We start from the raw sequence: 24,636 nt of genomic DNA on the forward strand, positions 1-24,636 counted from the left end.
CTCAGGCGGCGTTTGTTTCGATGCGGGGCGGCGTCCAGTCCCGCCCCGGAATGGAAGACAGAAGGTTGCGCGTATATTCGTGCTGCGGATCGGCGAAGACGGCGGCGGTCTCGCCCGCTTCGACGATTTCGCCGCGCTGCATGACGATGATCCGGTCGCAAAGCTGTGCCGCCACCCGCAGGTCGTGCGTGACGAACAGCAGCGACAGGTCCATCTGGTCGCGCAGATCGGCCAGCAGGCGCAGCACCTGCGCCTGAACGCTGACGTCCAGCGCCGAGACCGGCTCGTCCGCGACGATCACCTTAGGGCGCAGCGCGAGGGCGCGGGCAATGCCGATGCGCTGCCGCTGCCCGCCGGAAAACTCGTGCGGAAAGCGCGTGGCCGCGGCAGGCGACAGCTCCACCAGTTCCAGCAGGTCGCGCGCCTCGGCGCGGGCTTTGGCGGGATCGGCGCCGTGCACGATGGGACCCTGCGCGATCAGGTCGACCACACGCTTGCGCGGGTTGAGCGAGGCCATGGGGTCCTGGAAAACCATCTGCACATGCTTGCGCATCGCCCGCATCTCGCGCGGGGTGCAGGCCAGCAGATCCGTGCCGTCCAGTTCGACGGCGCCGGAGTCCGCCTCGAGCAGGCGGGTCACGATGCGCGAGACCGTCGTTTTGCCCGACCCGCTTTCCCCCACCACGCCAAGGGTTTCGCCCTTGCGCAACTCGAAGGTCAGGTCGTTGACAGCCGTCACCGAGCGGCGCTTGCCGCTGAAGAACCCGCCGCGCGCGGCAAAGGTCTTTTTCAGGTGCGTGCCCTTGAGCACCACCGGCGCACCTTCGAAGGATTTCGGCGGCGGCGGGATCAACGCCGGGACCGAGCCGATCAGGGCTTTGGTATAGGGGTGGCTCGGCGCATTCAGCACCTGACTTGCCGGGCCGGACTCGACCATCTCGCCCTGTTGAAGGACAACCACATGATCGGCGATCTGGGCCACCACACCGAAATCGTGGGTGATGAAAAGGACGCCGGCGCCCTCTTCGTCCTGCAATTCGCGGATCAGTTTCAGGATCTGCAACTGCGTCGTCACGTCCAACGCCGTGGTCGGTTCGTCCGCGATGATGAGGCCCGGTGAAAGCGAGAGCGCCATGGCAATCATCACGCGCTGACGCTGGCCGCCGGACACCTGATGCGGATAGGCATTGTAGGCCGACTCCGGGTCGGGGATATGCACCCGCCCGAGCAGTTCGAGCACGCGCGCCCGCCGCGCCTTGCGCGACAGGTCCGTGTGCAGGCGCAGGACCTCGTCCATCTGCCAGCCCACGGTCTTCTGCGGATTGAGCGCCGTCATGGGCTCCTGGAAGATCATCGACACCAGATCTCCGCGGATCTTGCGCATCTCGGCCTCGGTCTTGGACAGCATGTCCTGCCCCTGAACCGAGATCGCACCGCCGGCGACATGGACATGCGGTTCGGGCAGCAGGCGCATGATCGCGCCCGCGGTGAGCGACTTGCCGGAGCCGCTTTCGCCGACGAGGCAGACCACCTCGCCCCGCTTCACCTCGAGGCTCAGCCCGTCGAGCGCATAGGGCCGGTCGGAGCCTTTGGGCAGTGCGATGCGCAGATCCTCGATCTTCAGGGCGGGTACGGAGTCCTTCATTTCTTCTGCCTCGGGTTCAGTGCGTCGTTGAGCCCCTCGCCCAGCAGAGAGAAGGACAAGACGGTCAGGATGATAGCGATGCCGGGGATGGCCGCGCAGTACCAGGCGCTGCGCAGAACCGCCCGCCCCTGCCCGATCATGTTGCCCCAGCTTGCGTAGTTGGGATCGCCGAGCGCGAGGAAGGCCAAGGCACTTTCCAGGAGGATCGACAGCGCCATGACCACAGAGGCGTAGACCACGATGGGCGGGATCGCGTTCGGCATGATCTCCTTGAAGATCATCGCCGTGTGCGAGACGCCCAGATTGCGCGCCGCATCGACGAACTCCCGGTCGCGCAGGGCCATGAACTCGGCCCGGACCATGCGTGCGGGAGCGGTCCAGCTCACGATGCCGATAGCCAGCGCGATCCATTCGATCTTTGAACCCAGGATCGCCACCAGCGTCAGCAGCAGCACGAAGCTGGGGACCGTCTGGAACGCCTCGGTGATCCGCATCAGAACGTCATCGACCCAGCCACCGAAGTAGCCCGACAGGGCGCCGATCAGGATGCCGATGGCAATGGAGATCAGCGTCGCCACGACGCCGACCAGAAGCGAGATGCGCGCGCCGTAGAACAGCATGGCCAGGATGTCGCGGCCAAGCTGGTCGGTGCCGAGGGGCACCGCCGCATCCACGAAGGGCGGGGTCAGCGGCGCACCGGCGCGGGCCAGAGGATCGTCGGGTTCGATCACCCCGGCCAGCAGCGCCATGGCGACGACGACCGCAAAGAGGATCAGGCCCAGCAAGGCGGCGCGGTTGCGACGGAACCGGCGCCAGAGGACCACGGCGCGGGACGGCTCGGGGGGCGGGAGTTCGGTTGCGCCAAGGCTCATTTCAACTGGATCCTGCTATCGAGACGCGCATAGAGAAGGTCGGTGGCAAAGTTCACCACGACCACGATGATCGAACATAGGAAGATGATCCCCATCAGCGTGTTCATGTCGCGCTGGATCACCGACTGGTAGGCCAGTTGCCCGAGCCCCGGCAGCGAGAAGATCGTCTCGACGACAACCGACCCGCCGAGAACGGTCGAGAATTGCAGGCCCAGCAGCGTCACCACGGGAAGAAGAGCGTTGCGCATGATGTGGTGGACCATCAGCCGGGTTTCGCCCGCGCCCTTGGCCTTTGCGGTGCGCACGTAGTCCAGATCGGCCACTTCCAGCACCGAGGCGCGCATCAGCCGCAGGTAGAAGGACAGGTAGATGAGCGACAGTGCGAGGGTCGGCATGACGAGGTGGCGGGCGACGTCCACGACATGATCCCAGCCGGTGTAGAACCCGGTGATCGTCTTGATGCCGCCCACCGGCAGCCAGCCAAGCTTGACCGAGAAAAGCAGGATCATCATGAGCGACAGGAAGAAGCTGGGGGTCGCGTAGAAGATCAGTCCGAGCGTCGAGATCAGGTTGTCGGTCGCCGAATAGGCGCGTCGCGCGGCGATCGCACCCAGCGTGATACCCACGATGAAGGCGACACCCAAGGACGTGGCCATCAGCAGCAGCGTCACGCCAAGCCGGTCCATCAGGACAGTCGAGACGGGCTGTTCATAAACGAAGGACCATCCGAAATCGAAACTCGCGAGCTTGGCCATGTAGCGCCAGAGCTGCACCCAGACCGGCTGGTCCAGACCGTACTCGGCCCTCAGACGCTCGATGAAGGCGGCATCGGCCCCGCCCATGTCACCGACCAGCGCATCGACCGTATCTCCGGGGGCAAGCTTCAATAGCAGAAAGGTGCCGATCATGATCAGGATGATCACCGGCACGGCCTGTATCAGACGCCTCAGTGCGTAAGAAAGGATCGGAGGGATTGGCAAGGACATAGCAGAGCTTTCCTGAGCACCGCCGCGCTTCGCGCCGCGGTTCGGGTTCGATATGACCGGAGAAACAGAGGCAAAATGGGGCGGGCCACTGACGGCCCTGCCCCGGGTCTGGATGGTTACTCTTTGATCCAGAGGTCATACCAGCTGCTGGAATTCCAGCGCGGCGTGTTGTGGTGGTTCTGCAGCTTCTTGTTGGTGACCGAGATGAACGGATGCTCGATGGCAAAGATCACCGGCAGCTCTTCCATCGCACGGCGCTGGATCTCGTGATACAACTCGGCCCGCTTTTCCGGGTCCAGTTCCGATGCCGCGTCGTCGATCAGCGTATCGACAGTCTCATCCTTCCAGCCGAACTGGTTGGTCCAGGGGCTGCCCTCGGGCAGACCGGAACGCAGCCACACCATGGTCGAGACGGCCGGGTCGGACCGGAACTGGTGCCAGCCATTCGCCGTGTCGAAGTCGTGGTCACGGTAGACGCCGTTGAGGAAGCCGGGCGCGTCGTTGTTCAGCAGCTCGACGTCGATATCCAGCTCCTTCATCGCCTGGGCAAAGTACTCACCCCAAAGCTGGGTGTATTCTCCCCACGGCGCCGGACGATGGCGCAGCTTGAAGCGGAAGCCATCCTCTTTCACGGGAAAACCGGCCTCGTCCAGCATCTGCTTGGCCTTCTCCACGTCGTAGGGATAGGTCGGCACGTCGTCGGTGTAATTCTCGCCGCCCGTCGACGGCACCGGCCCCCGGCCCGGCTTGGCAAAGCCGCGCATGATGTTCTCGATCGCAAAGTCAATGTCGAGGCCGTGATAGATCGCCCGCCGTACGTTCACGTCGGCCAGGATCGGGTTGCGATGATTGAACTCGATGGTGGAGTGGGCGACGTTGTTTTCGTAGCCCTTGGTGCCGACGTCGAAACGATCATCGTTGGACAGCCGCTCTACATCGGCCATCGAGATACCGATAAAGCCGGATTCGTGGATTTCCCCGGCTTCAAGCGCCGCACCCGCCGCAGACTTGTCACGGATGAACCGCCAGACGATCCGGTCGAGATAGGGATATTCCTCGCCACGCCAGTAGTCGTCGTTCCGCTCGGCCATGACATATTGCCCCCGCTCGTATTCGACGAACTTGAACGGACCGGTGCCGACCGGCGCGGTGTTGAACTCGTTCTTGAGGATGTCCGTGCCCTCGAAAAGATGCTTGGGCACCGGGTGACCCAGATCGGGCATCGCCGCGACGAACAGCTCCAGCGGCATGGGTTTGGAATAGTTGAACACCGCTGTATGCGGATCGGGGCAGTCGACCGACTCGAGGTTGGCCTGAAGCGAGGAGGAATAGTTCAGCAATTCCTTCCACATGTTCATCGCGGTAAAGGCCACGTCATCGCATTGAAACGCTTCGCCGTCATGCCAGTTGACGCCTTCGCGCAGCTTCACCGTGATCTGCTTGCCATCCTCGGTCGAGGACCATTCCGTCGCCAGCACCGGCACATAGCCGTCATAGCTGCGGTCGATCAGCGGCTCGATGATCTTGCCGCTGATTTCGTACACCCCGGTCGAGGCGCGCAGCGCCGGGTTCAGCGTGCGCTGTTCGCTGGCCATGTGTACGACCAGCGTGCCGCCGCGCTTCGGCTCCTCATCCTGCGCCAGCGCAACGCCGGCGCCAAGGCCGAGCCAGGCGCAGCCAAAGGCCACTGTGCACTTCAGTCCTGAGAATTTCTTCATGCGTCCACTCCCCGAGGATCAAGTTGTCTTGCGGCCAAACGGCCGATACCGCATCCAGCTTGCGCAATCTGCGCCATTACTGTCAAGATTTAACCACACATACCGGCATAATTAGATAGCCATGCCTCAAAATCCAACATTCATAGATTTCATTTGCTCGGATGCCTCTATTGGCTATCGTGAACGCAACGAATCGTTGGTCGGCTCAAGGGTTTGGAAACCCAGAACTGTTGCCCGGGTCGGCCGTTGAACGTCCTATTGGTGTAAGGAGTGCACATGATGTCCCATCCCAGTCTCGGTATCGACCATTGCTTCAGCCTGGTCTCGAATCTGGACGCCGCCGCCGACACGTTCCGGGCGCTTGGCTTCACGCTGTCCCCGCGCGGCCTGCATTCCGAGGAAAAGGGATCGGCCAACTACACCATCATGTTTCCGGACGATTACTATGAGCTCCTTGGCTTGCTGCGTGAAACACCCGGCAATGTGCGGCTGCAGGAAAAGCTCCGCGAAAGCGGCGAGGGTCTGCACGCCATCGCCTGTCGCATCAAGGACGCACGGGATGCCAAGGCCGCCCTTGACGCAATGGGCATCGCCACGGTCGGCCTCAACGACTTCGAACGGCCGGTCGATCTGCCCGGCGGCAGCACGGGGGTTGCGGCGTTCTCAATCCTCCATTTCGCACCCGAAGAGGTGCCCCGCGGCACCGTCTTCATGTGCCAGCACCGGACCCCGGACACCGTTTGGCTGCCGGAACTCCTCGACCACGCCAACACCGCCTGCGGGCTCGCCGGAGTCGTCGCAAAGAGCGATACACCGCAAGAGGATGCCGAACGCTTTGCCCGGCTTTGGGCGAATGGTCAGGTGACGACCGCTGACGATGGCGTCGTCGTACTCACCGGCGAGAACTCCGCCCACCTGACACTCCTAACGCCAGATGTCCTGGCAGAAAAATACCGGGGACTGGATCTCGATGCCCTGCCCAACGGAGCGTTCGACGTCCTGCAGGTGAAAGTGCACGACGGGGACACGGCGCGTGAGGTGCTGGATGCTGCCGGAATCCCGTGGATCAAGACTGATCAAGGCACGGCAGTGGGCCCGGCCCATGCCGCAGGCACAATTGTCGAGTTCGTCGCACAATGACCCAGCCGAAGACGACACGCACTCCCGCGAAGCCGTCTGACCAGATCACGTTCGACGCACTCGACCGCAAGATCCTCGACATGATACAGGTCAACAGCGACGTGCCGATCAGTGTCATTGCCGAAGCCGTCGGTTTGACGCCGACCCCGTGCTGGCGGCGGATCAAGCGCATGGAGGAGGCGGGCCTGATCTCCAAGCGCGTGGCCATCGTCGATCACGCCATGGCAAAAGTGCCGATGACGGTCTTCATCGGCATCAGCACGCCGCGCCACGAAAAGGACTGGATAGACCGCTTCCGGACCCTGATCGACGAGATCCCCGAAATCATCGAGGCCTACCGCCTGACCGGCACAGTGGACTATATTCTGAAGGTCGTGGTCCCCGACGTGACCGCCTATGACGCGGTCTACAAACGGATGGTCGACAAATTGGATTTCACGATGGTCAATGGCATGATCTCCATGGAAGAAATGAAGTTCACTACGGCCGTCCCGACCAAGTACCTGTAAACGTCTTTGGATCAGGAACTTTCTGCTTAGGTCGGTCGATATCCCACTGCTCATGCACGCGGCCATAGGTTTCAGGCGACGGCGTGTGTCTCACATCTGGCAGGCCGGAGAACGCACTGCAGCGCAGTTACGCGGCTTCACCAAAGACCGCAGCGCTGCCAGACATGCCCTGAACGGGGCCACCGGTAACTTTCCTCAAGGCCATATGAGAGGCCCAAGACTGGCGGCGGCCGCAAAAAACTCTGCGACGGCCGTTAGAGTTATCCTTTTGTCAAAGATTGCTGCCGGAGCCCGGCTATCTGGGCACTCTCGGCACTTTGCCCGGTGGCACCGCGCACTTATCACTCTTAGCGGGTCCTTCGTGGGCTTCCCGCGGCCTGCGAGAAGTGGCGGTGATCTCTATGACCTTTTCACCTTCAACGATGAAGCCGAGGCCGACGCCCGCGCGCTGGAAAGCTACGCGGCGTTCCGGCACGAGGCGCGCACGGCCGGGGTGAGGCGCTTTCTCGAAGTTCTCAACCCCAACCTGGCCGGCGCCGTCACCCCGGAACAGACCCGCGCCTTTGTCACAGATTGCATCATCCGCCTGCTGGCCAGCATCTGCCCATGCGAGTGCCCCCAGTTCCTGAAGGTCGCCTACAACGGCCCCGATCATATGGCGGCCCTTGCCGCGCACGATCCAACGATGGTGGTTGCCGTCTCTCTGCCTTTGGAGCGGCATGCCGGTATCGGGTTCGTCACCAGTCTGGCCGGCGATCAGATCGGCGTCATCGAAACGCGCGGCAATCCCGAGTGGGCGCGCATCGAACGGTCGCAAAGCCCGGTCTTCAAGAGATCCTGCCCTCAGGACGTGCTCGAACCCGTTCTGCGCGAACACGCGGAAGCCTACGACAGCGTGCAGACCAATTTCGGCCATCGGATCACAGAGCTTGAACAGGACGAGACAGGGGTGACCCTCAGCTGGGAGACGACCTCGGGCGACACCGGACGGACGCAAGCGAAGTACGTGATCGCCGCCGACGGGCCGCGCAGCTTTTCACGCGACCGGGTCGGCATCGGGATGGAGGGCCGTTCCATCGGTCAGCAGATCGGCATCTATTTCCACGCCGACCTATGGGACCTCGTCGAGACGCGCCCGTATCTGCTGTACTGGATCTACAATGCGACGACCTCGGGCGTTCTAATATCGCTCGATGGCCGGACGCGCTGGACGTATAATTTCGGATACTCCGAGAACGAGTCCCGCGACGATTTCACGGCGGACCGCTGCCTGAAGATTCTGCGCGCAGTCATCGGCGATCCGGCCATTCCGATCGAGATCATGAACGTGATGCCCTGGCGGATGCAGGCGCGTATTGCCGACACCATGACCTCTGGCCGGGTGTTCCTGGCAGGAGACGCGGCGCATCCGCTTCCCCCGACCGGGGGCCAGGGCATGAACACCGGGGTCGCTGACGTGCAGAACCTGACATGGAAACTCAACCTCGTCCTGCGCGGGGTCGCGCCGGCAAGCCTGCTGGACTCCTACAATATCGAACGACGGCCCGTTGCGAAGTTCAACGTCGAGCAAAGTGCACGAAATGCCGTGGCGATGGTCAAGAAGGGCCTCTCGGGGATGCTGGCAAACGAAAGCGCGCTCTTGGCAAACCTTGAAGGCCCTGAAGGCGCGGCGAACCGCGCCAAGCTGGCCGAAGGCATCCCCGAACAGCGGGCGCATTTCGACTATCCGGGACAGACGTTCGGATACCAATACGAATCCGACCTCATCACTCCGGACGGAACGCCGGAGCCAGAGTTTTCCGTCACCGAATACCGGCCGACGGCCCGGCCCGGTCACCGTGCGCCACATCTGACGCTAGGTGACAACCCGGACACGTCCCTTCTGGACCTCTTCGACATCGGCCATTTCACGCTATTGGCCGGGCCAAACGCAGAGGGCTGGTCAGACACGGCAAGCTCTGCCGCCGTGGCTTTGGGCCTCCCGCTAAAGGCCTTCCGGATCGGCAAAGAGGTAGAGGCGGACGTGGAAACCTGGTGCCAGCTTTACGGTATCTCGACGGATGGCGCTGTCCTGATCCGGCCGGATGGGCACGTCGCCTGGAGGTCGCCAAGCGTCGGCAATGCGCGCGACCTCCACGATGCTCTCGCGCACGCAGTTTCGCGGTCCGACGTGACCGCCTCCGCATGACCAAACCGAGGATCGCGAAGACTATGGACGTGCCTGAAACCCAGACCGCAATTGTCATCACCGCCGCGGGGGGCCCCGAGGTTCTGGAACCAAGGACGGTCGAGGTGCCCGTTCCGGGTGCGGGTCAGGTGCTGATCCGGGTCAGCGCCGCCGGCATCAACCGGCATGACATTCATCAAAGGTCGAGTGGACGCCACAGCGACGGTACGGCCATTCCTGGCCTCGAGGTCTGCGGGACAATTGCCGCCGTAGGAGATGGTGTTGAAAACGCCCGCATCGGAGAGCACGTCATGGCTCTGGTCCAGGGGGGCGGCTATGGCCAGTACGTGGTGGCCGACCAGCAACTCGTCCTGACTGCGCCCGATACGCTTTCCGACATCGAGGCGGCGGGCTTCCCGGAAGCGGCTTTCACGACATGGTGGAATTTCTTCCATCTCATGAAGTTCGAGAAAGACGCGTTTGCGCTGATCCATGGCGGCACCAGCGGCGTCGGGCATATCGCGCTTCAGGCGATGTCGGCCCTTGGGTATCGGGTCATCGCAACCGCCGGAACAGAAACGAAGGTCGCCGCCGCCAAAGGCTTTGGGGCGCATGACGCGTTTTCCTACCGCGATGAAGATTTGGCCACCCACGTGTTGCACGCGACCGCCGGTCAGGGCATTGCGGCCTTGCTCGACGTATCCGCCGGCGCACATCTGGAACAGGATCTTCAGATGATGGCCGCCGACGGTCAGATCGCGCATCTTTCGGGCGGTGGCGGCGCGGAGCTTGCGCTGCCGCTGCGGGACATCATGGCCAAGCGGCTGCGCATAACCGGGTCGCTTCTGCGCCCGCTGCCGGTTGATCGCAAAGCCCGCGTGGCCGAACAGATCCGCCGCGACGTGCTGCCGCTGCTGGGCGACAAGGTCCGCCCGACCATCGCCGCCACCTTCGATCTCCGCGAGGCCGCCAAGGCCCACGCGATGATGGAAGAGAATGCCCATATCGGAAAAATCATGCTTAAGGTCGACCACGACTGACGCAAACAAGGGAGGTCACCTGTGAAGTTCTATTATTCCCCCGGCGCCTGTTCGCTCGGGATCCACTTCCTGATCGAGGAAATCGGCGTCGAGTACGAAGGCATTCCCATTCACATCAAGAACGGCGACCAACTCAGGGACGCCTATGTCAAGGTGAACCCAAAGTCCAAGGTTCCGGCCATCCTGCGCCCCGACGGGTCCTTGTTGACCGAGTTCGGCGTGATCGCCCACTGGTTGAGCCAGACCTATGCCAAGGATCGCTTTGCGCCGGACAGTTTCGAACAGGAACTGCGCATCATGGAGACCCTCGACTACATCGTCGCCACGATGCACATGCAGGGCTTTTCCCGAATTCTGCGGCCACAAAAATTCACCCCCAACGAGGCCGACCTTGAGTGGGTCCAAAACAACGGCAGGGACATCGTCACCAAAGCCGCCGGCTTCCTGTCCACCCAACTGGGCGACAATCCCTTCATCACGGGCGACCGTTTGACCATCGCGGACGCCGCATTGTTCTATACCATGTTCTGGGGCGTTGCGCGGTTGAAGCTCGACCTGCCCGAGAACCTGATCGCATACTTCGACAGCATGTCGGCGCGGCCCGCGGCACAAAGGGCGATGCGATTGGAAGAGCTCATCTGAAGAGGCGGTAGTGCTCGGGAACGGGACATCCCCTGGCGCTCTACGCTCCCGGCGGGTCGCAACGCAGGACCGTGAAAGAGCCGAAAACCGAAAGCGGAATTCGTGCTCTAGAACGCGGCCTTGCGTTGCTGGAAGGACTCAACAAGAGCGACGGGGCGCGTCCAACTGCACTGGCGATATCACTCGGTCTGCCAAGAAGCTCCGTCTATCGAATTCTCGAGACGCTGGAAGAGCTGCAATATGTGGAGGGCAGTGCGACGGACTCGCGGTTTCGCGTCGCCGACAGCGCCTGGCTCTTGGCGCGCGGCGTCACCGGAAAGCGGCTTGGCTCTGTGGCGGGTCCGACCATCGGGCGACTGGCCGCGGAGATCGCATGCCCGATCGACGTCTGCTCTTATGAAGCGGGCAGGATGTTCACCCGGGAGACAACGAACACGCTGAGCCCGATGTCTCTGGCGCGCAGCATGGTCGGTGTCCCGCTTCCTCTTCTGCGAACGGCATCGGGGCGCGCCTTTCTGGCCTTCAGCGCCCCGGATGAACAGGCCGCCATGCTGACCATTGCCCGTGCAGCAGGGGATCCCGCCGACCTGTCGAGCCCACCAGCCGCAAGGCCGGGTCCCCCTGCCACCTGTCCTTCAAAGCGCCCAGCCCCGGCGCGAAGGATTGGCCTACAGGCGGGAGATGCCGACAAGTTGGTCAAACCCAGGTCACCATGTCGAGACGCCGTACTACGGGTTCGAACGTATCGTTCTTGCCACCAACCACGGCGACGCCGTCGGCGGGGGGGGGCGCACCCAACTCAACGGCATCGACGCGGAGCGTGGGCGCGAGAACGGATTTCCCAAGCTGGAATATGACACCCCCAGACCTGGTATTCGCCTCACAAGCCCGAACAATGGTCAACGCATTGCATCGCTGACCGGGCCTGGACATGGCTGGACGGGCGTGAACCGGGTGGCACTCCGTTCTTCGCCTCGGTCTCCTTTCCCGATCCGCTCCATCCGTTTGTCGTTCCCGACCCCTATTTCAGAATGTACCGGCCCGAAAAGATCACCCTGCCGGACAACTTCGCCAACCGTTTGCCGCTGCCAGTACAAAGGCTGCGTAAGCAGCTGGCACAACGCACCGCCAAACGCGCGCATCAGCTTGCCTTCGCCGTCAGCGAACAGAAAGCCCGCGCCGTCATCGCCTTGACGCTTGGCTTGATAAACTTCTTCGACGACCAGATCGGCCGTTTGATCGAAAACCTCAAGGCGACGCGCGAATACGAAAACACCATCGTTGTCTTCAACTCCGACCATGGGGAAACCTTGGCGACTACCGGCTGATGCTCAAGTTCGGGATCCACAATGTCGGGGTTTCGCGGGGACCGTTCATCTGGTCGGATCGGCGCTGCCGTGATCAGGCGGGCAAGCTTCGCAAGGATCTGGCCAGTTCGCTGGATATCGGACACACCATTCTGGCGGCCGCCGGTATTGACCGTTTCTCGGGCGCACAGAGGCGGGACCTTTTCGACGCGGCAATATCCGAACCGGACGGCCTGCTGATCGAGGAAGAGTCGCAAAGCCCGATCCTGGGTATGAAGAACGCTCTGGTCATGCGGTCGCTCGTGACGCGCGACTGGCCCTTGACCCTGTCGGTGGGCAACGACAACCACGAGCCGAAGCATCCGGCCCGGGACCCGGGCGAGACGGGAAATCTGTGGGACGGCCTGCAGAGGGCCGGGGTGAGGCACGCGCTTATCGAGCAACTGGCGCTGCGGATGATCTTGCCCATAGTCTCGACAACCGTGAGCCTGCTGCCCAGTGCGTGGTAGACCTCCGCCATCTCCAGACCGATGATTCCGCCGCCGATTATAAGCAGCCGCTCCGGGATGTCCTCCAGCGCCAGCGCGCCGGTGCTTGCTATGATCCATGGGATCGTCGGGCTGAAATGGCAGGCCCACAGGTTTCGAACCGCAGGCGATGATGGCGTTCTGAACGCGGATCGTCTCGGCGCCCTAGGTAGGGGCCACGCACCTCGATCTCGTTCGGCCCGGTGAAGGCCCCTTCCCCTGTCACAACCCGCACTTTGCGGCGCTTAGCGAGCCCGGCAAGCCCAGAGATCAGCCGCCCCGTCGTGCGGTCCCGGAAGGCGCGGATACCGTCGAGGTCGACCTGCGGGGCGCCGAAGGTCAGACCGGCCTCGCCTACGTGTCTCGTCTCGTCAATCACCTTGGCCAGGTGCAAGAGCGCCTTGGAGGGGATGCATCCGACGTTCAGACAAACCCCGCCAAGCGTGGCACGCGAGTCGATCAGCGTGACGTCCAGCCCAAGGTCGGCGGCGCGGAACGCGGCCGTGTAGCCGCCGGGACCGCCGCCGAGGACCAAGAACTGCGCCACGCCATCGGCAGGGTCGGTTACCGGCGTGGATTCCGGTGCCGGTTTTTCTCCTAAAGGCTCCAGTGTCATCAGTCTCTGCCGCGTCTGCACCACATCGCCAACCGCCACATCGATGGAGCGGATGCGTCCCGCAGTGCCCGCCGGGATTTCCATGACCGCCTTGTCGCTTTTCAGAAGTGCTACGTCATCTGCAGCCGCCACCAGGTCGCCGACTGAAACCGGGATTTCGGCCACGGTGACATCGCTTGCGTTGCCCGTATCGGGGACCTTGACCTGAACCGCCATGGTCCTCCCCTCATAGGCTGATGCGGCGGAAGTCCGACAGGACGTCGCGCACGTGGACAAGGAACTTGGCTGCCGCGACGCCATCGACGACCCGGTGATCCCAGCTGAGGCTCATCGGCTGGACCAGACGGGGTTGAAACGCCGCGCCATCCCATTTCGGCTGGATCGCGGCGCGGGTCAGGCCGAGGATCGCCACTTCGGGGGCGTTGATGATCGGCGTGAAATTGGTCCCGCCAATGCCGCCCAGAGACGAGATCGTGAAGGTCGCGCCCTGCATGTCCTTCGGCCCCAGCTTTCCGACCCGCGCCTTGCCGGCAAGGTCCTTCATCTCGCCCGCTATCTCGCGCAGAGACTTGGTGTCGGCATTCCGGATGACCGGCACAACCAGCCCGCCCGGCGTGTCCGCCGCGACACCGATATGGTGGTATTTCTTGACCACCACATGATCGCCATCGAGCGATGAATTGAACTCGGGGTAGGCCTTGAGCGCCGACACACAGGCTTTGACCACAAAGGCCAGCATCGTCAGTTTGGCAGCCTCGGGGTCCTCGTCATTGGCCGCCTTGCGAAAGGCTTCGGTTTCGGTGACATCGGCCTCTTCGAAATTGGTGACATGCGGGATGACCATGGCGTTCCGCGCCAGGTTGGGGCCCGAGATCTTGCGGATGCGGCTGAGCGGCACGCGCTCCACCGGGCCGAAGGCCTCGAAATCCACCTCGGGCCAGGGCGGCAGGTCGCCCCCGACACCCGGACCGACAGCGGGCGCAGGGCCCGCACCGGACACGGCGCGTTTGACGAACCTGTTCAGATCCTCGCGCGTGATCCGCCCTTTCGGACCCGTGCCGGGAACATCGCCGATGATGACGCCCAGCTCTCGTGCCATCTTGCGGATCGACGGAGAGGCATGGGCCGGACGATCCGTAGCCGCCGCGGCGGGCGCAGCGGGCTGGACCGCGGCAGGGGCCGGGTCGGCTTTGGCTGCCTCCGGGGGAGTCGCCGGTTTCTCCGGCTCGGGCGCGCGGGTGGCCGGCGCCGCATCATCCGTGACCTCGATCAGGGCGATCACGCTGCCCTGGCTGACCGTATCCCCGACCGAAACTTTCAGTTCGGTGATCTTGCCTCCCCGCTCGGAGGGAACATCCAGTGTCGCCTTGTCACTCTCAAGAACGATCACCGTGTCGTCGGTCTGGATGGTGTCGCCCGGACCAACCGGGATTTCGATGATCTCGACATCCTTGAAATCGCCGATATCGGGGACGCGCAGTTCGATCACTTTGCTCATGGCGGACCTCACAGGGTCCACGGGGCGGCAGCGCCCGTGTCCACGTTGAGTTTCCGGATCGCCTCGGCCTGGACCTTGGGCTCGATGTGCCCGGCCTTGACCATGGCTGCGATGGCCGCGAGCGCGATGTTCTTGGCATCCAGCTCAAAAAAGTCGCGCAGGTTCACCCGGTTCGAGGACCGGCCGAAGCCGTCGGTGCCGAGGATGGTCATCGGTGCGTCGACGTATGGCGCGATCAGGCCCGGGACCGCGCGGACATAATCGCTGGCCGCGATCACCGGCATGCCGCCCTTGAGCATCTTCGCCACGTGGCTTTCCCGCGCGTCGGTGCCGAAGCGGCGGTCGCGGTCCGCCGCGCGGGCGTCCCGGTCAAGCTCGCTCCAGCTGGTGGCGCTGAAGATGTCGGCGGCGATGCCGTAATCCGCCGCCAGAACGTCCGCTGCGGCGACGACCTGATTCAGGATCGTGCCGGAGCCGACCAGACGGATGCGGTTTTCGGCCTTTGCGTCGCCACGCCGGTCGAAAAGGTACATCCCCTTGATGATGTCCTCCTCCGCCCCCGGTTTCAGGTCGGGCTGGGCGTAGTTCTCGTTCATCACGGTGATGTAATAGAACTCGTCCCGCTGCTCCTCCATCATCCGGCGCATGCCGTGGTCGAGGATCACCGCAAGCTCACCGGCAAAGGCCGGATCGTAGGCGCGGCAATTGGGGATGGCGCTGGCCGACAGATGGGACGTCCCGTCCTGATGCTGCAACCCCTCGCCCGACAGGGTGGTCCTGCCCGCCGTCGCCCCGATCAGGAAGCCCCGCGACCGCTGGTCGGCGGCGGCCCAGATCAGGTCGCCGACCCGCTGAAAACCGAACATCGAGTAATAGATGTAGAAGGGCACCAACGGCGTGTCGTGGACCGAATAGGCCGTGCCCGCTGCAGCCCAGGAGGACAGCGCCCCCGCCTCCGTGATGCCTTCCTCGAGAAGCTGGCCGTCCTTGGCCTCCTTGTAGTACATCATCGAACCGGCATCTTCGGGCTCATAAAGCTGGCCGTCGGGCGCGTAGATCCCGATCTGGCGGAAGAGGTTGTCCATGCCGAAGGTCCGGGCCTCGTCCGCGACGATGGGCACGATGGAGGGGCCGAAGCTTTTGTCCTTCAGGAGCGCCCCCAGCATCCGTACGAAGGCCATGGTCGTGGACATTTCCTTTCCATCCGCGGCGCGGGCGAACTTGGCATAGCTGTCGGCGGCCGGGACCTTCATGCGGCGCGCATCGTCCGTCATCCGACGGCGTTGCGGCATGTACCCGCCAAGCGCCTCACGTCGTTCGTTCAAGTACTTCATCTCTGCGCTGTCAGCGGAGGGTTTGAGGAACCGCAGCTCCTCCAGATCACGTTCGGTCAGCGGCAGGTTGAAACGGTCGCGGAAGGCGACCAGCGCCTCCATGTCCAGCTTCTTGGACTGGTGCGCGGTCATCCGGCTTTCGCCCGCATTGCCCATGCCATACCCCTTCTTGGTCTTGGCAAGGATCACGGTCGGACGGCCCTTGTGCGCCTTGGCGGCGGCAAAAGCGGCGTAGAGCTTCCGGAAGTCGTGCCCGCCGCGCTTGAGCGCGTGGATCTCGGCGTCCGTCATGTGGGCGACCAGGGCGCGGGTCGCCGGATCCCGGTCAAAGAACTTGTTGCGATTGTAATCCCCGTCCTTGGACCCCAGGTCCTGGTACTCTCCGTCCACCGTGTCTGCAAAACGGCGCAGAAGGGCCAGTTCGCTATCCCGACCGAAAAGATTGTCCCACTCGGACCCCCAGAGCACCTTGATGACATTCCAGCCGGCGCCGACGAACAGGCTCTCCAGCTCCTGGATGATCTGTCCATTGCCGCGCACCGGCCCGTCGAGCCGCTGGAGGTTGCAGTTGATGATGAAGGTCAGGTTGTCGAGCTTCTCGCGCGCGGCCAGCGTCAGGCCCGCGATCGACTCGGGCTCGTCCATCTCGCCGTCGCCGAAAACACCCCAGACGTGACGCCCCGCCGTCTCGGCCAGCCCGCGCCCTTCGAGGTATCGCATGAACCGCGCCTGGTAGACCGCGTTGATTGGTCCGATCCCCATGGAGCCGGTCGGAAACTGCCAGAAATCCGGCATCAGCCAGGGATGAGGGTAGGAGCAAAGCCCTCCCCCCTTGGTCTCTTGCCGGTAATTCGCCAGTTGCCCCTCGCTCAGCCGCCCTTCGAGGAAGGCCCGGGAATAGACCCCCGGCGCTGAATGCGGCTGATAATAGACCAGATCGCCGCCGAACCCGTCGGACGGCGCGCGGAAGAAGTGGTTGAACCCGGTCTCGAAGATCTCGGCGGCCGAAGCATATGACGCGATGTGCCCACCCAGTTCGCCGTAAGCCTTGTTCGCGCGCACGACCATCGCAAGCGCGTTCCAGCGCATGATGGCGGTCAGCTTCTCCTCGATCTCGAGATCACCGGGATAGGCGCCCTGTTTGGCCAGCGGGATCGTGTTGCGATAGGAGGAATAGGGCAGCCCGCCCCCCGCAAATACACCGTCGCGCCGCGCAGCTTCTTCCAGTTTGCCCAGCAGGAAACTCGCCCGTGCGCCGCCACCCACCTGGGATACGGCCCGATAGGCGTCGAGCCATTCCTGCGTCTCTTCCGGATCTGCATCCTGATGGGTGATCGACTCGGACATGCTTCCTCCTGCTCCTGCGTTTTGGCAGCGTACTGATCAACGTGCCGCAGGTGGTGCTGAAAACGTTTGAGCTTGCTGCGTTCTTCGGCATAGCGTGCTGCAATATTCGACCAGAGGAGCAATTCATGCCGCGAGAAGAGCTGGATAGGATCGACGGAAAAATCCTGGCCGAGCTTCAGAACGATGCCCGGCAAAGCAATGTCGAGCTGGCGAAGCGGGTCGGCCTGTCGCCTTCCCCGTGTCTTGCGCGTGTGCGCGCCCTGGAGAAATCCGGCGTGATCGACCGCTATGTCGCGCTGGTCAATCCCGACCGGGTGGGGCTGGGTGTCAGCGTCTTCATTCAGGTCACCCTCGAACGGCAGGTGGAACGCGCGCTCGAAGCGTTCGAGGCCAGGATGCACGCCTTCCCCGAGGTGATGGAGTGCTACCTGATGACGGGAGACAGCGATTACCTCGTGCGGATCCTCGTGCGGGACAATGCCGAGGTCGAACGCTTCATCGTGCAGAAGATTTCGACCATCGAAGGCGTGGCGAACATCAAGTCCAGCTTTGCGCTCAAACAGGTCAAGTACAAGACAGAGGTCAGCATGGCCTCGTAGCCTGTTCGCGCTCCGAACAGACCGACCGAAGAAATTGACGTTCGATTATTTGACAGCACGCTGTCAGAAAGTGGAGAGAGCGTAGTCGGCTGTCGACCGTTGGCGCCAAAGCGCCTCGGCCGGGGCATGGGGATTACGGGTGTTCTCCGACCCAGTCGAACAACCAACGGAGCCACATCATGCCGACCATGACCGACCGCCCGAACGATCTTCAGGCGCAGCGCGACACTTTCCACGACGAACTGGACAAGATGAGCATCATCCCGCTGTGGCTCAACCTCGGTGCTGCCGCCCAGACAGAGCCGAACGTCGCCGCCGTGCCGCATATCTGGCGTTGGAACGAAATCAAGCCGATGATGCTGCGTGGCGGCGATCTGATCACCCCGCAAGAGGCCGAGCGCCGGGTGCTGATGTTGATCAACCCGAGCTATGACAAGAAGAGCGCCCGCACCGTCGGGATGATCTCTCCCGGCATCCAGTTCCTGATGCCGGGAGAGATCGCGGACAGTCACCAGCATTCGCCGAATGCGCACCGCTTCATCATCGAGGGCGAAGGCGCCTACACGGCGGTGGACGGCGAACGTACAGTCATGAAGAAGGGCGATTTCGTCACCACGCCCGCGTGGAAATGGCACGATCACGGCAACGAGTCCGACCGTGCGATGGCCTGGCTCGACGGTCTGGATCTGCCCTTCGTGAACCTGCTCGATGCGAATTTCTTCGAGGATTACGAGGACGGCAACAAGCAGACCCAGCCGATTTTCCGCAACACCGAGGACAGCCTTCACAGATGGGGGCGCGGCATGAAACCGGCTTGGGAACAGCCGAAGGAACCGCGCCAGTCGCCGATCCTGAACTACCGCTGGACCGACAGCCGCGCCAACCTGCACGCTCTGCGCGAGGACGAGGGCAGCCCCTATGACGGCATCATCTTGCAGTATGTGAACCCGCATAACGGTGGCCCCACCCTCCCGACCATCTCGGCCTACCTCCAGCTGCTGCGCAAGGGCGAGCACACCAAGTCGCACCGCCACACCGCCAGCACGATCTACCACGTGGCCGAAGGCGGCGGCGGGTCGCTCGTCGGGGATACGGAAATCCTCTGGCAAGAGGGCGATACCTTCGTGATACCGTCGTGGATGGAGCACGAACACTGGAGCATCGACGGAGAGGCCGTTCTCTTCTCCTACAGCGACCGCCCCATCCTTCAGGCCTTCGGCTTCTACCGCGAAGCCGTTGGCGAGCGGCGCGGATGAGGAGAGCCGGAATGACCAGGATCGACGAAACAACCGTTGTCATCATAGGAGCGGGGCCGGTCGGCCTCTTCCTCGCCAACGAGCTTGGTTATCGCGGGGTGGACTACATCCTTGTCGAGCAGGGTGAAGGGAAGTTCTGGTTCCCGGCGGGCGAGAACTTCTTTTCGCGCACGATGGAGCATCTGCGCAGATGGGGTATCGCGGATGATCTGCGCTATGGCGACGGCTTTCCCCAGGACATGCCGCGAAACATGGGCTTTTGCACCAGTATCGGGGGCGAACCGCTGGCACTTTTCACCGGGACATCCAACTCTGATGCGCCGAAGGCAGACCCCTACTCGCCCGAGGGCGGCTTTTTCTATCCCAAGAAGGCCTTCGATCCGGCACTGCGGGCGGCAGCCGAACGCCGGGGCGGCGACCTGCGTTATCAAACGAAACTGGACTCCTTCACGCAGGCGGACGGCCACGTCGATTGCACGGTCACCGGGCCGGACGGTCAGTGCTACGTCGTTCGCGGCAAGTGGCTGGCGGCCTGTGACGGCGGTCGCAGCGCGGTGCGCAAGGCGCTCGACATCCGCTTTGTCGGGACCTTCGGCGAAGGCTACAACTTCGCCACCTATTTCCGCTGCACGGGTCTGGCGGACCGGATCGACGCCATGTTCGGTCACCGCATGGCGCAGGTTCACACGCTCAAGGATGAAAGGCGGGCTTACCTGACCTCGGTCGACGGTGCCGGTGAATGGCGGCTGTCGGTCTATGCCAAAGAGGTCGAACAGCTCGACCCGGCAGAGGTGGTGCGCTCGGTGATCGGCGAGGACCTCGACTTCGAGGTGATCCAGGCGCAGCCCTGGTCCGGGCACCGTGTCGTGGCGGAACGCTATCGCGAGGGCCGCGCCTTTATCCTGGGCGACGCGGCACACCTGCGCTGGCCCAAGGGCGGCTTCGGCGCCAACACCGGCTTTGGCGATGCGGTCGATTTCGGATGGAAGATCGCAGCCGTCAGCGAGGGCTGGGCGCCCGAGGCGCTTCTCGATACATACGAGGCCGAACGGCGCCCCATCGCCATCCGCAACACCAACGAAGCGGCGAACAACCGCGTGCTCGACCATATGGTGCAGCCTGATACGATCCTCGACGAGGAGAGCGAGGCCGGCGACGCCGCCCGCAGCGCCATGCGCGAGCGTCTGTTCGCGCTGCGCCTGCGTGAGTTCGTCACTCCCGGCATCCAGCTTGGCCACCGCTATCGTGCATCGCCGATCATCGTCGAGGACGGCAGTCTCGAAGGGCCGGATGACCACATGGTCTATATCCCGACCACGCGCCCCGGATCGCGCGCCCCGCATTTCGAGTTCGCAGACGGCCGCTCGATCCTCGACGACTACGGCCATGGCTTCACACTGGTCGTCACCGAAGACAGCACGGGAGCCGACGCATTCGCCCAAGCGGGCAACGCACTAGGAATCCCGGTCCGGGTGGTCCATTACCGCGACAAAGACCTGCGTAGCCTGTATGAATGCGCTTTCGTGCTGGTGCGACCCGACGGCCACGTCTGCTGGCGCGGCGACCTCCTGCCGGACCGCCCAGAGGACGTCTGGACCACCGTCAGCGGCCGCCGTCTGGCCCCTTCCGCAAAGTCCACGATCAAGACGAAAGAGCTTTCATGACCCAGCCCCGCTCACAACCCATCTGCACGGCCGACCTCTACGACGCACATCCCGAAAGCCTTCAGGTTTCGACGCTGCAATTTCGGTCGTTCGGGCAACGCCCGAGCTTCTGGGGAGAGGTCGAGACCCTGACGACCTTCGAAGATCACACGCCGGTCCTGAAAGCGGTCTCGACCCCCGGCAATGGCCGGGTCCTTGTCGTGGATGCCGGCGGTTCGATGCGGGTCGGAGTCATGGGCGACAGGCTTGCGGGGATTGCGGCTGACAATGGCTGGGTCGGCGTGGTCATAAATGGACTGATCCGGGACAGCGTCGGGATCAATGCCGTAGACATCGGTGTGAAGGCGCTCGGCACCACGGCGCGGCGCGGATGGGTTGCGACAGACGGACAACGCGGCACAGAGATCGCGTTCGGGGCGTTGCGGATTGCGCCGGGGGACTGGGCGTATTGCGACGAGGATGCAGTGATGATCTCGCGCGACTTTCTCGATGTCGAAACCCAATCGCCGCCGGCCCCTGTCTGAGCGCCAGTGGGCTCCTATGAGTCGTCCTTGGTGGCGCCTCCGCCCCCCTGCCCCGGGAAATGCCGTTCGAGAACCGTGAGCAGTCTGAGCAACTCTTGCCGTTCCGCGGCGTTCAGGGGCGCCAGGATCGTGTCCGAAATCGCCGGCACCCGCTGCTCTACCTTGGTCAGAAGGTCTGAACCCCTGGCCGTGATACGCAACTGTTTGGTGCGCTTGTCCAGAGAGCCTTCTCTTCGGATGATCAGGCCCTTGGCCTCCAACCGGCCGATCGTGGTTCGGTCGAAGCATATCGCCTCGGCAAGGCGCGTGGCATCTATGCCGGGTGTATCCCGGATGTGAAGAAGCGCTGCAAACTGCACGGCGGTCAGATCGACGTCGGCATTCGCCTGACTGAACGCTGCCGTCGCCACCTGATGGGTTCTGCGCAGCAGGTAACCGGGTTGGTCGTAAATCTCGCTGGCTTTCAAGGCTCTGCTCTGGGGTGATGCGTGGTCGCGGTCCATTCTGACATCCGGCAGCACGCTGTTCAATCTGGTACGGTCGCCGGGCAGAACTTCATGAAAAAGGGGCGGCAGATGTGCTCTGCCGCCCCGGGGTCCGGTGGTCATGGCGTGCCGCTTACGGACCATGCCACCGACGGGAGGACCCGGCTATTCGGCGGCCTCGCTCACAGCCGCGGTAAACGCGTCGTAAACGACCTGGCCGTTCGGCGTTTCAGCGATCCACGCGTCGATAACCGTCTGGAGCTTTGCGTCCCAAAGGGCCTGTTCTTCGTCCGAGAGAGTCGAGAAGCTGCGCGTGTCGTCTTTCATCGCAGCCGATCTGAACTTTTCGATGGAAGCGTCGAACTGTTCGCCCCATAGGCGCGCGAACGGTTCACCCGAATTCTTGTCAATCGCCGCGCGGGCGTCTTCGGGCAGGCTGTCGTACTTGTCCTTGTTCATGACCACCATGATCGGCGACGCGCCGAGGTTGATGTCCAGATGGTTCTTTGCCGTTTCGGCCACACCGAAGATCGTCAACGCAACCCATTCATTGATCGTGCCATCGATCAGTCCGCGCGACAGGCTTTCGGCGATCTGGGGCGAAGTGATGCCACCGACAGGCGTCGCGCCGATGGCGTTGATGGTTGCCAGCAGCGTCGGGCCTGCACCCCGCAGTTTCTTGCCCGAGACCGCCGCAAGCGTGTCGACCTTGTCGACGGTCGTCAGGATCGCCGGAGCGGTGGAGAATGCGCCGAGAACCTTGACGTTTTCCATGCCCTGCCCGGGCCAAAGACCCTCTTCGACCATCTTCGTCGCAGCAAGCGATCCGGCCGTCGCACTGGGCGTTGACCCGGGCAGTTCGATGATCGTGGCCTCGTTCACCGCGCCGGGCGTGTAGCCGAGCACGATGTACGATATGTCGGCGATGCCGTCGCGCGCCATGTCCAGATGCGCGGCAGGATCTCGGCCCAATGTGCCCGCGGGGAACATCTGGATGTCCAGCGAACCATTGGAATCGTCGATGACACGCTGTGCCCAGACCGACAGGATATCGGCATAGATGAAAGATGGCGCCGGAAGGCTGGTGGTGAAGCGAAGCGAGTCCTTCGCCTGAGCTGCCTGTCCTGTCACGAACGACAAAGCCAGTGCTGCCGCACAGCCCAACAGACCACGACCGACAGCACTCCGCACGCTTTTGCGATTATTGAACATTCTTTCCTCCCTTTTCTCCGGAAATCACCGGCGTTGCCCGGAAACCGTGTGGCGATGACGTCCAGACGCCAGTCCCATCTCGCTCCGAACTTGGAATCAGGGTAGACACGGACCTCCGTCTCTCAATCTGAATCAGGAAAGTGTTCGCCCTCCGGGCAAATCCGTTGATGGCAGACCCGGGTCAGTACGGATCCAACTGTCCGGGCCTCAGCTCTATGCCGGAGTTCAGGAGAGGTCGCAGGTCGCTGACCCGACCGACCGCATGAACCGCCAACAAGGGAGCGCCGGGCACCTCGGCCGGAAGCGGTATGATCGTTGTCGGACGTCAGTACCCACCAGACAGATTTAGGAGTTTGAGAACCGGAGGATTTCCGGTTCATCGAAGCCACTATGGAACAAAGATAAGCAAGACATCCGGAACATCGAAGACTGCCGCCGTCAAGTTGGACGGGAGCCTCAAACGGAAGACCCGCAAGCATGGCCCGGCCAAGACGAAGATCAAGATCGTGCTGAACGGCCGGCGCGGCGAGGGGAGCACTTCCGCCCTTCTTCGGCAGCAACTGCGCGCGGATATCAGACCATCGAGAAGCGACTCGGACAGGCAACACTCAATGTGCAGACGTCCGGGGCATCCTGTGTCAGGAAATCCTGTAGGGTGTGGTCCGGAACGCGCCGCGAAAGCCCTGGATAGCGCAACGCCTCACCAGCCGCCGTCAGCTTCAGACTCTCGCCATTCTGCGCGTTCAGGGACTGGCCCGGCCGTCGCAGAGGACAGCAGAGACGGACCGACAAAGCACGTCAGATGACTTCGATACCAGCGTCTCTAAACTGGCCCACCATCTCGTCGGGAGCGGCGCGATTGGTGACCAGTGTTCCGATCCCGTCCGCATCCCACGCTCGGACGCGGCTGGTGGCTCCCAGCTTGGTATGATGGGCGAGAACCACCGTTTGTGTCGCCTGAGCAGCCATCGCGATCGATATCTCTGCTTCTTGCAGGTCGTAGAAGAACGATCCTTTGGCGGGGTGCAGGGCCACCGGGGCCGAGAAACAGATGTCGACTTCGAAGCGTCTTATCTCGGACAGGGTGAGTTCGCCCACCGTCGCGGGCACATCCGCAGCAATTCGCCCGCCCAGCAAGACGGCATCGAGACCCCCGGCCTGAAGCGTGGTGGCCACATCCAGCGAATTGGTGATCACCGAGACGCCGGAAACTTTGGCAAGCTCCCGGGCGAAGACGGCGGTGGTCGAGCCTGCGTCCACCATGATCGTCTGGCCGGGCTGAACAAGGCCGACCGCTTTCTTCGCGATCTCGGTCTTTGCCCGGATCTGGGTTGCCATGCGTTGCCGAAACGGGTCTTCGCTCCGGGGCTCGGGCAGGACGGCCCCGCCGTGAACCCGCGCCACCTTGCCGATCTCTTCCAGGTCGAGCAGATCGCGGCGCACGGTTTCGCGCGAGACGCCGAGCATTTCGGCCAAGTCGTTCGCGCTGACCTGCTGGTTGGCCCCCAGCATCAGCAAGATCCTCTGGTGACGCTCTTTTGCCCACAT

22 protein-coding genes are annotated in these 24,636 nt (G+C 63.1%); 11 read left to right on the top strand and 11 right to left on the bottom strand.

The window, feature by feature from the left end; all coding sequences use genetic code 11:
• Nucleotide 1: 1 nt before the first annotated feature.
• From QNI11_RS24370 to QNI11_RS24385, 4 genes are all read right to left on the bottom strand, one after another.
• The gene (locus QNI11_RS24370; protein ID WP_283983935.1) at nt 2-1,645 is read right to left on the bottom strand and encodes an ABC transporter ATP-binding protein; all 1,644 of its coding nucleotides are present in this window, start codon (nt 1,643-1,645) and stop codon (nt 2-4) included.
• On the bottom strand, nt 1,642-2,517 hold the full coding sequence (locus QNI11_RS24375; RefSeq protein WP_373418470.1) for an ABC transporter permease: 876 nt from the start codon (nt 2,515-2,517) through the stop codon (nt 1,642-1,644). The genes QNI11_RS24370 and QNI11_RS24375 overlap by 4 nt, the downstream gene beginning before the upstream one ends.
• Nucleotides 2,514-3,497 (bottom strand): ABC transporter permease, encoded by a 984-nt coding sequence (locus tag QNI11_RS24380; RefSeq protein WP_100931373.1) that lies wholly within the window; start codon nt 3,495-3,497, stop codon nt 2,514-2,516. Before QNI11_RS24380 ends, QNI11_RS24375 begins: the two co-directional genes overlap by 4 nt.
• 122 nt (nt 3,498-3,619) lie before the next feature.
• Nucleotides 3,620-5,221 carry an ABC transporter substrate-binding protein gene (locus QNI11_RS24385; protein WP_283983936.1) on the bottom strand — a complete coding sequence of 534 codons (1,602 nt, stop codon included), beginning with the start codon at nt 5,219-5,221 and terminating at the stop codon, nt 3,620-3,622.
• A gap of 276 nt (nt 5,222-5,497) precedes the next feature.
• On the opposite strand from QNI11_RS24385, the gene QNI11_RS24390 reads away from it, so the two are divergent.
• The 7 genes from QNI11_RS24390 (at nt 5,498) to QNI11_RS24415 (ending at nt 12,047) form a co-directional block, all read left to right on the top strand.
• Nucleotides 5,498-6,361 carry a VOC family protein gene (locus tag QNI11_RS24390; protein ID WP_283983937.1) on the top strand — a complete coding sequence of 288 codons (864 nt, stop codon included), beginning with the start codon at nt 5,498-5,500 and terminating at the stop codon, nt 6,359-6,361.
• Nucleotides 6,358-6,870, top strand: a complete 513-nt coding sequence (locus tag QNI11_RS24395) for an Lrp/AsnC family transcriptional regulator (protein WP_100931347.1) — start codon at nt 6,358-6,360, stop codon at nt 6,868-6,870. Before QNI11_RS24390 ends, QNI11_RS24395 begins: the two co-directional genes overlap by 4 nt.
• Before the next feature lie 85 nt (nt 6,871-6,955).
• A complete protein-coding gene (locus QNI11_RS24400) occupies nt 6,956-9,058 on the top strand; it encodes an FAD-dependent monooxygenase (RefSeq protein WP_283983938.1) in 2,103 nt (700 codons plus the stop codon).
• A 23-nt stretch (nt 9,059-9,081) separates the two neighbouring features.
• Nucleotides 9,082-10,077: an NAD(P)H-quinone oxidoreductase gene (locus tag QNI11_RS24405; RefSeq protein WP_283983674.1), complete on the top strand. Its 996-nt coding sequence runs from the start codon at nt 9,082-9,084 to the stop codon at nt 10,075-10,077.
• Nucleotides 10,078-10,098: 21 nt separating this feature from the next.
• A complete protein-coding gene (locus QNI11_RS24410) occupies nt 10,099-10,719 on the top strand; it encodes a glutathione S-transferase family protein (RefSeq protein ID WP_283983675.1) in 621 nt (206 codons plus the stop codon).
• A gap of 71 nt (nt 10,720-10,790) precedes the next feature.
• Nucleotides 10,791-11,576 (top strand): helix-turn-helix domain-containing protein, encoded by a 786-nt coding sequence (locus QNI11_RS27785; protein ID WP_373418457.1) that lies wholly within the window; start codon nt 10,791-10,793, stop codon nt 11,574-11,576.
• A 78-nt stretch (nt 11,577-11,654) separates the two neighbouring features.
• Nucleotides 11,655-12,047, top strand: coding sequence for a sulfatase-like hydrolase/transferase (locus QNI11_RS24415; protein WP_283983939.1), 393 nt, complete (start codon nt 11,655-11,657; stop codon nt 12,045-12,047).
• Nucleotides 12,048-12,120: 73 nt separating this feature from the next.
• Here the strand turns inward: QNI11_RS24415 and QNI11_RS24420 are convergent, their stop codons facing one another.
• Genes QNI11_RS24420 through mdeB form a run of 4 tightly spaced genes read right to left on the bottom strand, consistent with a single transcriptional unit; the run spans nt 12,121 to nt 17,348 of the window.
• The gene (locus QNI11_RS24420) at nt 12,121-12,666 is read right to left on the bottom strand and encodes an FAD-dependent oxidoreductase (protein ID WP_306418241.1); all 546 of its coding nucleotides are present in this window, start codon (nt 12,664-12,666) and stop codon (nt 12,121-12,123) included.
• Nucleotides 12,624-13,385, bottom strand: a complete 762-nt coding sequence (locus tag QNI11_RS24425) for an FAD-dependent oxidoreductase (protein ID WP_283983676.1) — start codon at nt 13,383-13,385, stop codon at nt 12,624-12,626. Before QNI11_RS24425 ends, QNI11_RS24420 begins: the two co-directional genes overlap by 43 nt.
• Before the next feature lie 10 nt (nt 13,386-13,395).
• Complete coding sequence (locus QNI11_RS24430; RefSeq protein WP_283983677.1) at nt 13,396-14,667, bottom strand: 2-oxo acid dehydrogenase subunit E2; 1,272 nt, start codon at nt 14,665-14,667, stop codon at nt 13,396-13,398.
• 8 nt (nt 14,668-14,675) lie between these two features.
• The gene (gene mdeB, locus QNI11_RS24435) at nt 14,676-17,348 is read right to left on the bottom strand and encodes an alpha-ketoglutarate dehydrogenase (RefSeq protein ID WP_283983678.1); all 2,673 of its coding nucleotides are present in this window, start codon (nt 17,346-17,348) and stop codon (nt 14,676-14,678) included.
• A 125-nt stretch (nt 17,349-17,473) separates the two neighbouring features.
• Between mdeB and QNI11_RS24440 the strand changes: the two genes are divergently transcribed.
• The 4 genes from QNI11_RS24440 (at nt 17,474) to rraA (ending at nt 21,391) form a co-directional block, all read left to right on the top strand.
• Complete coding sequence (locus QNI11_RS24440) at nt 17,474-17,947, top strand: Lrp/AsnC family transcriptional regulator (RefSeq protein WP_283983679.1); 474 nt, start codon at nt 17,474-17,476, stop codon at nt 17,945-17,947.
• Nucleotides 17,948-18,126: 179 nt separating this feature from the next.
• The gene (locus tag QNI11_RS24445) at nt 18,127-19,203 is read left to right on the top strand and encodes a cupin domain-containing protein (protein WP_283983680.1); all 1,077 of its coding nucleotides are present in this window, start codon (nt 18,127-18,129) and stop codon (nt 19,201-19,203) included.
• A gap of 11 nt (nt 19,204-19,214) precedes the next feature.
• Complete coding sequence (locus tag QNI11_RS24450) at nt 19,215-20,867, top strand: FAD-dependent monooxygenase (protein ID WP_283983681.1); 1,653 nt, start codon at nt 19,215-19,217, stop codon at nt 20,865-20,867.
• Nucleotides 20,864-21,391, top strand: coding sequence for a ribonuclease E activity regulator RraA (gene rraA, locus QNI11_RS24455; protein ID WP_283983682.1), 528 nt, complete (start codon nt 20,864-20,866; stop codon nt 21,389-21,391). Before QNI11_RS24450 ends, rraA begins: the two co-directional genes overlap by 4 nt.
• A gap of 14 nt (nt 21,392-21,405) precedes the next feature.
• Here rraA and QNI11_RS24460 read toward each other — a convergent pair whose 3' ends face one another.
• The 3 genes from QNI11_RS24460 to QNI11_RS24470 form a co-directional block, all read right to left on the bottom strand.
• Nucleotides 21,406-21,999 (bottom strand): MarR family winged helix-turn-helix transcriptional regulator, encoded by a 594-nt coding sequence (locus QNI11_RS24460; protein WP_283983683.1) that lies wholly within the window; start codon nt 21,997-21,999, stop codon nt 21,406-21,408.
• Nucleotides 22,000-22,041: 42 nt separating this feature from the next.
• Entirely contained in the window at nt 22,042-23,088 is a 1,047-nt protein-coding gene (locus QNI11_RS24465; RefSeq protein ID WP_283983684.1) for a TRAP transporter substrate-binding protein, read from the bottom strand.
• Nucleotides 23,089-23,886: 798 nt separating this feature from the next.
• The gene (locus QNI11_RS24470; protein WP_283983685.1) at nt 23,887-24,636 is read right to left on the bottom strand and encodes a DeoR/GlpR family DNA-binding transcription regulator; all 750 of its coding nucleotides are present in this window, start codon (nt 24,634-24,636) and stop codon (nt 23,887-23,889) included.

The organism is Sagittula sp. MA-2 (genome assembly GCF_030126985.1).
Taxonomy (GTDB): domain Bacteria; phylum Pseudomonadota; class Alphaproteobacteria; order Rhodobacterales; family Rhodobacteraceae; genus Sagittula.